This is a genomic window from Billgrantia montanilacus, from assembly GCF_003336675.1.
GTDB lineage: Bacteria > Pseudomonadota > Gammaproteobacteria > Pseudomonadales > Halomonadaceae > Halomonas > Halomonas montanilacus.
In genome coordinates this window covers 325,992-335,765 of the sequence record NZ_QPII01000003.1, presented here as the reverse complement: position 1 = coordinate 335,765, position 9,774 = coordinate 325,992, and the positions used below count along the sequence as shown (strand labels likewise).

The 9,774-nt window shown below is 60.8% G+C and carries 11 protein-coding genes; all 11 read right to left on the bottom strand.

The features are described from left to right. Nucleotides 1–174: 174 nt before the first annotated feature. Nucleotides 175–930 (bottom strand): FadR/GntR family transcriptional regulator, encoded by a 756-nt coding sequence (locus DU505_RS06965; RefSeq protein ID WP_114478256.1) that lies wholly within the window; start codon nt 928–930, stop codon nt 175–177. A gap of 125 nt (nt 931–1,055) precedes the next feature. Then, nucleotides 1,056–1,856: an NAD-dependent epimerase/dehydratase family protein gene (locus tag DU505_RS06960; protein WP_114478255.1), complete on the bottom strand. Its 801-nt coding sequence runs from the start codon at nt 1,854–1,856 to the stop codon at nt 1,056–1,058. 30 nt (nt 1,857–1,886) lie between these two features. Further along, nucleotides 1,887–2,750 carry an amidohydrolase family protein gene (locus DU505_RS06955; RefSeq protein ID WP_114478254.1) on the bottom strand — a complete coding sequence of 288 codons (864 nt, stop codon included), beginning with the start codon at nt 2,748–2,750 and terminating at the stop codon, nt 1,887–1,889. Nucleotides 2,751–2,754: 4 nt separating this feature from the next. Continuing rightward, the gene (locus tag DU505_RS06950; protein WP_114478253.1) at nt 2,755–3,891 is read right to left on the bottom strand and encodes a mandelate racemase/muconate lactonizing enzyme family protein; all 1,137 of its coding nucleotides are present in this window, start codon (nt 3,889–3,891) and stop codon (nt 2,755–2,757) included. A gap of 52 nt (nt 3,892–3,943) precedes the next feature. After that, nucleotides 3,944–5,224 carry a TRAP transporter large permease gene (locus DU505_RS06945; protein ID WP_114478252.1) on the bottom strand — a complete coding sequence of 427 codons (1,281 nt, stop codon included), beginning with the start codon at nt 5,222–5,224 and terminating at the stop codon, nt 3,944–3,946. Between the two features lies 1 nt (nt 5,225). Then, on the bottom strand, nt 5,226–5,765 hold the full coding sequence (locus DU505_RS06940; protein ID WP_114478251.1) for a TRAP transporter small permease: 540 nt from the start codon (nt 5,763–5,765) through the stop codon (nt 5,226–5,228). A 62-nt stretch (nt 5,766–5,827) separates the two neighbouring features. Further along, nucleotides 5,828–6,814: a TRAP transporter substrate-binding protein gene (locus tag DU505_RS06935; protein WP_114478250.1), complete on the bottom strand. Its 987-nt coding sequence runs from the start codon at nt 6,812–6,814 to the stop codon at nt 5,828–5,830. A gap of 30 nt (nt 6,815–6,844) precedes the next feature. Next, on the bottom strand, nt 6,845–7,762 hold the full coding sequence (kdgD, locus tag DU505_RS06930) for a 5-dehydro-4-deoxyglucarate dehydratase (protein ID WP_114478281.1): 918 nt from the start codon (nt 7,760–7,762) through the stop codon (nt 6,845–6,847). Nucleotides 7,763–7,961: 199 nt separating this feature from the next. Then, nucleotides 7,962–8,693, bottom strand: coding sequence for a 16S rRNA (uracil(1498)-N(3))-methyltransferase (locus DU505_RS06925; protein WP_114478249.1), 732 nt, complete (start codon nt 8,691–8,693; stop codon nt 7,962–7,964). 28 nt (nt 8,694–8,721) lie between these two features. Next, nucleotides 8,722–9,243, bottom strand: coding sequence for a protein-export chaperone SecB (gene secB / locus DU505_RS06920; RefSeq protein WP_114478248.1), 522 nt, complete (start codon nt 9,241–9,243; stop codon nt 8,722–8,724). A 28-nt stretch (nt 9,244–9,271) separates the two neighbouring features. Further along, the gene (locus tag DU505_RS06915; protein WP_114478247.1) at nt 9,272–9,694 is read right to left on the bottom strand and encodes a rhodanese-like domain-containing protein; all 423 of its coding nucleotides are present in this window, start codon (nt 9,692–9,694) and stop codon (nt 9,272–9,274) included. Between the last annotated feature and the right edge of the window lie 80 nt (nt 9,695–9,774).

Sequence of the window (9,774 nt, the reverse complement as noted above, 5' to 3'; positions counted from 1 at the left end):
TGCCGCCCACGTAGGTGGGTTCCAGCGTCTCGCCGGTGGCAGGGTTGACGCCATGGATGGGCGTGGAACTGCCGCTGACGGCCTCGCGGCCGATCAGCATCTTGCCTTGCAGGGTCATAAAAGAACTCCTTGTGCTGCTTCCAGGGGCCTGGCCCGATATAACGCGGCTAGCGGTCACTGGGGGCGATATTTGGCATACATGTTTCTGGCGCGGTTAAGGTGCTGAAACATGGTTTCCCGGGCCGCCTCGGCATCCCGCATCAGGATGGCTTCGAGAATATAGGTGTGCTCCTGTCGCACCCGCTCGAGATAGCGCTCCGATGTCACAGGATTGATCTCGATACTGAGTAGCTTGGCGCGGGGAATCACGCTCTGGCTCAACTGCTCGTAGAACTGTGCGAAGAACGGATTCTGAGTAGCCTTGGCAATCGCCAAATGAAAATCGAAGTCCTCCACACGTGCCTGTGACTTTTCTTCTTGAGCCTTGATGAAGGCGTCATGGCGTGCCTTCAGAATCCGGCGATCCGCCTCGCTGTGGCGCAGTGCCGCCAGTTCGGCCGCAGACGGCTCCAGGGTCAGGCGCAGCTCGAGTACATGGAGAATATCTTCCACGGTGGTGGGATTGATTTGCTTGGCCGGCCGGGCTTCGATGGTCGTGGAGCGCAGTACCGTGGTACCGACGCCACGGCGTGTCTCGACCAGACCGAGCGACTTGAGGTGGGTAATGGCTTCACGGATTACCGTGCGGCTGACGCCGAACGCCTCACAGAGACCGTTTTCGGTCGGCAGCTTCTCCCCTACGGGGATGCCGCCGTTGACGATCAGCGCTTCCAACTGGTCGGCAACATGCAGGGACAGGCTGCCTTCGCGTGAAAGCTTCTGAATGTTCAGCTGTTTTATGCCAGCTGCAACAGCGGGTTTACCTGTCATATCGCCTTCCATCCATCAGGAAACTGGTTCTATCGGTTCAGTGGATTCGTAATCATGCATATCCGTCCGGCATCGCGAGGCTCTGTTCGAAAACTGGCTGCGCTCGCTGCCTTTCCCGGCAATACCTAGGCATCATCGGGATGGCTGGATGTGGCGAACGGGCCGCCTTGAAAGATGACCGCCGGATCCTCGGGGTCGAGCCCGGCATCGAGTTCCTCCATCTCGGCGCGCCATGGTTCCGAGCTGTCCTTCGGCACCCAGCCCAGAAAAGCGGCCTTGCTGTTGTCCCACCACCGCTCGGCATTGTTCGAGTAACCGTAGACCACGGTATGGGCCAAACGCGGCGTGACAATGGCGCGTTGAACCAGGCTGACGAAATCCTCGGCACTGAGCCAGATCGCCATCTTGCGCGTATCGGTCGGCTTGGGGTGACACCAGCCGATACGAACGCTCAAGGTCTCGATACCAAACTTGTCATGATACAGACTGGCCAAGTCTTCACCGAAGCACTTGGTCACACCGTACAGTGAATCGGGACGGTGCGGCACATCGGTATCGATTCGGCGCGTACGCTCGTAGTAGCCGGTCACATGGTTCGAGCTGGCGAAGACGATGCGCGGCTTGCCCGTCTGGCGAGCCGCTTCGTACAGGTTATAGGTGCCGATGATATTGGCCTGGAGCAGGCTGTCCCACGGCTTCTCCAACGAGACGCCCCCCAGGTGCACGATGGCATCGCAGCCATCGACCAGGCCGCTGACGGCACCGGCATCGGAGAGATCGCACTGTACGAGCTCTTCGTGGCTGGCCGCCTCGCCCAGATCGGCGATATCGGAAAGCCGTACCTTGTGGGCCAGCTTCGACAAGTGCGGTCGAATGATTCGCCCCATGCCACCGCCGGCACCCGTTACCAATAGACGGTCGATCATGCGTTTCCTCCTTCCAGGCAGATAAAGAGATCAGAAGCCGTAGAGCACGGCGGGGTTGTCGACCAGAATCCGCTGCCGGTCATCCGCGCTGGTCCATTCGAGCAGCACGTCGAGCTGTTCGGCATCATCCGGATACCGTTCCCTTGGCACGCCGACGTGAGGCCAGTTGCTGCCCCAGATCACCCGCTCCGGGGCATGGGCGATGACCCGGCGGGCGATCGCTTCCACGTCCTCGTAGCATGGCCCGCCGGTCACGCTCGTCTCGTAGCCGCCACATATCTTGAACCAGGCATTGCCGCGATCGAGCAGCCTCAGGATCTCGTCGACACGGCAATCATCAGCCGGTACCGGGGGCATGAACTTGCCGATATGATCGATGATGTAGTCGACCTCGAGGCGCTGCAGGCCGTCGAGATAGTCGTCCAGGTGCTGGCCGTTGAACTGGACCATCAGGTGCCAACCAAGCGGCCGAATGAGACGTTCCACCTCGGGCATTTCCGCATGGGTCACGGCACCACAGGGCAGGTTCATTATCCTCGCCCCTCGCACCCCTTGTTCGTGCCACTCTCGCAGGCACTTGCCAGGCGTCCCCGGCGCCACGGCCGCTACGCCGCGGGCGGATGCCGTGCCCAGCTGGGTCAACGCCTCGATGAGTGCGCCATTGTCGCGCTGATAGGCGTTAGACTGGGTGACCACCACCCGCTCCAACCCCAGGCGCTGCTGCACCTGGCGGTAATCCGCTACTGTAGCCAGCTCAGCAATGGCCGGCCCGCCAGGCTGCGCTTCGTAGCCGGGAAGATAGAGGTGCATATGGCAATCGGTGGCCCCCGGCGGTGTCTCTAGCCGTGGTGGCGGCCCTTCCAATGGCCGCGTATTGGCGGGTATCGCTGTCACGTCGTCATGCCTCCTTGAGGGCGAAGTGGCTGAGCGCCTCGCGATTGATGTCGATGCCCAGGCCGGGGCCGTCGGGAATGGTCACAACGCCAGCGACATGTTCGATGGGTGACTGAACCACCGCCTGCCGAAACGGATTTTCGGTACGGTCGAACTCAAGAATCGGCTCGATCGGATCGCGCCGTGGTGGGTTGGGGAGTAGCGCGGCCATGAACTGCAGGCTGGCCGCGAGACACACCGCCGTACCCCAGACGTGTGGCACCAGACGCACGCCATGCAGCGCCGCCATGTCGGCCACCCGGCGAATCTCGGTGAACCCGCCAACGCCGCAGATGTCGGGCTGGACGATATCCACGGCCCGGGTCGCGAGTGGTTCGTGCATGGCGTAGCGGCCGTGCCAGGTCTCGCCGCCAGCCACCGGGATCGGCTGGTCGGCACGTACCGCACGATAGGCCGAGATATGCTCGGGCAGCACAGGCTCCTCGAACCAGTCGATATCGAACTTCGCCGCTCGCCGGCCCACTTCGACCGCTTCCAGGTAGTCGTAACCGTGGTTGGCGTCGATCATCAGGCGCAGGTCGGGGCCGATCGCCTCCCGCACCGCCTCGATCACACTCAGGTCCTCCTCCACATCGAAGCCGATCTTGATCTTCACTGCATGGAAGCCTTCCCGCCGATAGCCCGCAACCTCACGAGCAATATCCTCTACCCGGTCGACACCCTCGCGCCGGAAGGAGCCGGTGGCATAGGCACGCACGCTGTCGCGAAAGCGCCCGCCCAGCAGGGTCGAAATCGGCACACCGAAGCGCTTGCCCTTGATGTCCCACAGGGCAATATCGATACCGCTCAGGGCGGTGACGGTCAGGCCTCGCTGGCCCTGGTCACGCAACCGGTTGTAGAGATCCAGCCAGATCTTCTCCGTCTGCAGCGGGTCCTGACCGACCAGGGCGGTGGCATAGGCCTTCACCACGGCCGCGTTGGGCAGCGCCGGCCCCAGGCACTCGCCCCAGCCGGTGGTGCCGTCGTCGCACACGACCTCGACCAGACAGTGCTGACGCCGCGAGAAGTGCATGGATGCGCTCTCGAAGGTGGCATCGAGCACATGGTCGAGAATATGGGTATATACGGCTGCTACCTTCATCAGGTCGGGTCCTGTCGGTACGTAGGGATCGAGTGAGGCACTGTTCTGTTGCCTAGCGGAAGAAGTGGGGCAGCGTCAGCGACACTGCCGGGACGTAGGTCACCAGCATCAGGGCGACGAACAGCGCCAGGTAGAACGGCCAGATGGTGCGCACGGCCTGTTCAATCTTGATCTTGCCGATCACGCAGCCGACGAACAGACAGGCCCCGACTGGCGGCGTGCACAGGCCCAGCCCCAGATTCATCATCATGATGATGCCGAACTGGATCGGATCCATGCCGAACTGCATCGCCACCGGCAGGAAGATCGGCGTGCAGATCAGGATCAGGGCGGCCATGTCCATGAGCATGCCAAGCCCCAGCAACAGCAGGTTCAGCATGAGGAAGATAACGATGGGCTTGTCCGAGATCCCCATCAGCACCTCGGTCAGCAGCAGCGGTACGTTATATAGGGCCAGCAGGTAGGAAAAGGCCGCGGCGCAACCGACCAGGATCATGACCAGTGCGGTAGTCTTGACCGATTGCAGCACCGCAGCCTGGAACGAGGCCCAGTTCAACTCACGATAGACCAGCGAGGTGACGACGATGGCATAGATGGCCCCGAAGGCGCCGGATTCGGTCACGGTGAGAATGCCCGACAGCACGCCCCCGACAATGATCACCGCCGTCATCAGCCCCGGCAGGGCTGCGGCCAGGCTCATGACCAGCACGTCCCACCCCGGAAAGGTCTCGCCACGGTAGCCGCGTCGCACCGCTACCACATAGGCCGCCACCGCGAGCGTGAGGCACATCAGGATGCCCGGCACGATGCCGGCGATGAACAGCTGGGTGACCGAAATACCGCCCCCGGCTGCCACGGCGTAGAGAATCATGTTATGGCTAGGCGGTATCACCACCCCGGCCACCGACGATGTCACCGTGACATTGACGGCATAGTCGGCGTCGTAGCCCTTCTCCTTCATCACGGGAATCAACAGCGAACCAAGCGCCGAGGTGTCGGCAACGGCAGAACCGGAAATGCCGCCGAACAGCATCGACGAGCTGACGTTCACGATACCCAGTCCGCCGCGCATCCTGCCCACCGCAGCCGACGCGAGTCTCACCAGTCGCGTGGAAATCCCGCCGTGCAGCATCAGTTCCCCGGCAAAGATGAAGAACGGAATGGCCAGCAGCGAGAAAACGGAAATGCCCGACAGGATGCGCTGGAAGGCAACAAAGAGCGGCAGGCCTTCGTATATGAAGGTGACGACCGCGGCCAGGCCCACGGCAAACGCAACAGGCGCACCGACCAGCAGACCCAGGAAGAAAACACCGAAAAGAATGGCAAGGCCCATGTCAGCTATCCTCGGCACGGTCGCGATGGAAGATGCGCGATACGATATTGGCGGTGGCAAACAGCACCAGCAGGCCGCCACAGATCACCAGCGGTGCCGCACGCCAGCTTTCCGAAAGCCTGATCAGCGGTATGGCGCGCTCGAGATTGGTCATGACCAGGCCCCAGCCCTGGTACGCCATGAAGCCACCAAAGAGCACGATGAAGAGATCCGAGACATAGCGACAAATCGTTCTGAAAGGCTCAGGCATGCTTTCACGAACGAAGTCGATACTCAGGTGCGTATTGCCCCTGACACCTGCCGCCGCACCCAGACACGTGATGTAGACCACGAGAAGCAGGGAAGCCTGTTCCACCCAGGTTGGCGTGTTGTTGAGTACATAGCGACCAAACACCAACCAGCCGAAAATGGCGATCAGAAAGACGAGCAGCACACCGGCCGTGGCCAGGCACAGATTGGCGACTCCATCAAGAACTCGGCTAACCAGCTTGTGAAATCGTGGAAGATACACGGCGGCCCCTGGATCAGCGTAGATACTCATAGCGTACGTCTCCTGCCCTCCCGGCGACGCAGGTCACCGGGAGGGAATCGTCGCGTTGGAGATCAGTTCGAGGACCGAATCGCTTCGACCAGGCTTTCAAGCTCAGGATTGGCCTGGATGAATCCCGCATAGACTGGATCCATCCTTTCCTGGAAGGCCGCCTTGTCTTCTACTTCATTGATCTGAACACCGGCATCCACGACCTTCTGATGGCTCGCCCGCGACCCTTCGACCCAGAGCTCGCGCTGCATTGTGGACGCCTTGATGGCCTCGTCACGTACGATTTCCTGATCTTCGGGCGACAGTGCCTCCCAGCTGGCCTTTGCAATACACAGGCATTCAGGGATGATCAGGTGCTCGGTCAATGAGTAGTACTCGGCGACCTCATAGTGGTTACTGGACTCGAATGAAGGATAGTTGTTTTCCGCTCCATCCAGCACCCCTGTTGTCAGTGATTGATACACTTCGCCATAGGCCATTGGTGTTGCATTGCCACCCAGCGCCTCGATCATGTCGACGTAAAGATCGTTGTTCATGACGCGGATTTTCAGGCCACGAACATCATCGGGCGTACTGATGGGACGCTCGGTGTTATAAAGACTACGAGCACCGGAATCGAACCAGGACAGTGCGATCAGGTTCTTTTCCGCAAGGGCATCGGCGAACTGCTGGCCAATCTCGCCATCCATGACCTCATGCATATGTTCGATGCTGCTGAAAATGAATGGCAGGGAAAGGACGTTGGTTTCCTTGACGATGGGCCCCATGGGTCCCATGTTGAAATTGGCAAAATCCAGCGCACCGCTGCGCGTCTGTTCAATGGCATCGGGCTGGTCGCCAAGAACCCCGTTATTATAAACCTGAACCTTGAGCCGCTCTTCGGTTCTTTCGGTCACAGCCTCGGCGAAGGCTTCCAGGGCAACGGTATTCGGATAGCCCGGGGGGTGGATGTTCCATCCACGCCAACTGTTGGCCTGTGCCGGAAGCGCCATGGCCACCATGGCAACGGATACGGCAACTGCACTCCACGTCTTGCTTGTTGTTTTCATGACGCACTTCCTTCGTTGATATCGTTGAAGTTATAGTTTTTGAGCGATTCCCACCAGGGCTTCCAGCTGGTTTCGCTCTTCCTTCGTGGGCATCACCAGCGGTGCCCTGACACTCCCGGCCGACCGGCCGATGATTTCTGCGCCTGCCTTGATCAGGCTGACGGCATATCCCGCTTTTCTATCCCGAAGATTGATGAAAGGGATGAAGAAATCGTTGGTAATCTGTTTGACGACGTCCCGATTCCCCTTTCGCAGTTCCTGATAGAACTTGACGGCCATTTCCGGCACGAAGTTGAAGACAGCCGATGAATAGGTATTGACACCAATGGAGAGGTAAGCCTCGGCAAAAATCTCCGCGGTCGGTACGCCACCGATGTAAACAAGCCTGTCACCCACGGTCTTAACGATCTTGTTCAGTGCCTGGATATCCCCCTTGCCATCTTTCAGGCCGATCAGGTTTGGACAGCTGTCGGCAAGCTGGCTGACCGAAGCGACATCGAGCACACCGTTGCCGCGGTTGTAGTAGATGATATTGAGTTCGGTCCAGTCACAGATCTCACGAGCGTATCGCACCAGGCCATCCTGCGGACATTCCGTGAGATAGGGTGGCATCAGCAGGATGCCGTCGGCCCCCGCCTCTTCGGCCGCCTTGGCGTAGACCTTGCCGCTTTCCACGCTCAAGCCTGCACTGGCGATTACCGGCAGTTTGCCTTTGACGGTTTCTACAGCGACACGAACCACATCGCGATATTCCTCGAACGAAAGGTTGAAGAACTCGCCCGTACCCCCGGCGACGAAAACGGCGGAGATATCGTGACTGATGAACCACTCCAGGCGTCGACGATAGCTATCCGCATCGAACCGCCCGCTCTTGTCGAAATCGGTAATGGGAAAAGACAGCAACCCATCGCCCAAGGCTGCCGTAACGGCGGCTCTGGAAAACTTCACGGCGACATCCTCTTGTTCATGCATTGGCCCATTGGAGGCGACCCACCTGCTGGTCGGGGAGACAACCGGCACGACCAGTTGTCATACATCATACAACTTAAATGGGGACTCGACAGCATGCAAGCCGGTCATGGGCCAAAAGCGACTAAAGTGTAATATGCTTTATTTCGAATGGGCGTGGATCAGTTCAAGACGTGGATCAGCCCAGATCCCCGAAGCGATACTGCAGCAGGGAGAGCGCCACCACCGGGGCGGTTTCGGTGCGCAGGATACGCGGGCCGAGGGATAGGGGTGAAAAGTCGGCAGCCTGGGCGGCATCGACTTCAATACTGGACAGGCCGCCTTCCGGGCCGATCAGCAGCGCCACGCTGGGTGGCGCGGTTTCCCGCGCCAGGGCTCGGTCGGTGGCGGGGTGAAGCACCAGGCGCAGGGCTTCGTCGCGCTCGTCGAGCCAGTCGGCCAGTGGCATGGGGGGGTGAACTGTCGGCACCGTGGCGCGGCCACACTGCTCGCAGGCGCTGACGGCCACCGCCTGCCAGTGGGCGAGCTTCTTTGACGCTCGGTCCTCCTTGAGGCGCACGTCGCCATGCTCGGTATACAGCGGCGTGATCGCCGCCACACCCAACTCGACGGCCTTCTGGATGGCGTAGTCCATGCGGTCGCCCTTGGAGATCGCCTGCCCTAGATGGACTGCTAGCGGCGACTCGCCCATGCCCGCATCGACGGCCTCGATGCGTGCCACTACCCGCTTGCGGCCCGCCTCGATGAGCACTGCACTGGCTTCCCGGCCTTGGCCGTCGAAGAGCCGCACAGGGGCGCCTTCGCCCATGCGCAGCACCCGCGCCAGGTGCCGCGCGGCACCGTCGGGCAGAACGACGTCGCCGCCGACGGTGAAGTCGGCGGCGACGTGGATACGCGGGGCTCTTGCCACGCTCCTGACTGACACGTGCGGACCGCCCTTACTGTGTGGTCTGCTCGCCCTGCTGCTGGGCCTGTTCGGCCTCGCGCTTCTTCTTCTGGGCGTAGATCGCCTCGAAGTTGACCGGCGCCAGCATCAGGGGCGGGAAGCCACCGCGGTTGACCAGATTGTCGACGCACTCGCGGGCGTAGGGGAACAGCACGTTGGGGCAGAAGGCCCCCAGTGTGTGCTCGAGCTGTGCGCCCTCGATGCCGCTGATGCGGAACAGGCCGGCCTGTTCGATCTCGGCCAGGAAGGAGGTAGTGCCCTCTTCGCTGTGCTTGACCTGGGCCGTGACCTTGATCACCACCTCGAACAGGTCGTCACCCACCTTCTTGCTGGAGGTGTTGAGATCCAGGCTGACCTTGGGCTTGAACGGCTGCTGGAACACGGCCGGCGAGTTCGGCGCCTCGAAGGAGATGTCCTTGACGTAGATACGCTGGACGGCGAACTGCAGCTGCTGCTTGTTCTGGTCGGTGGCCTGGCTGCCACCGGCGGCGTTCTGGCTATTCTCTTCGGCCATGGAAGTATCCTTTGCGTCTTGTGTTTGACTATTTCTTGACCACCGGCAAGCCGTCGGCCTGCCACTGCATCATGCCGCCCTTGAGCTTGAGCACCCTGGGAAGGCCGGCCTTGGCCAGCTTGGCGACCGTAACGCCCGCTGACTGGCCATTCTTGCAGACGACGATGATCGGCTTGTCCTTCACTTTTTCCAGCTCCCGCACGCTGTCGTCGATACGACTCTGGGGGATGTTGCGCGCACCGGCAATGTGCCCGGCCTTGAAATCCCCTGTCTCGCGGGTATCAACGACCACGGCGTCCTCGCGGTTGATCAGCTGTGTCGCCTGACCGGATGTAACACCACTGGCGGCACTGTTGCGGACCTCGTAGGCGATCCAGGCAGCCAGCACCAACAGGAAGGCACCCACGAGGAGCGGGTGATTCTGCACGAATTCGAACAGCTGATCGATCATGGGTCCGGAACACTCTTCTCGATACACGTTTAGGGCAATCTGAAGGCGGACAGTATACACCAAGCCATGGCCCCTGGCGG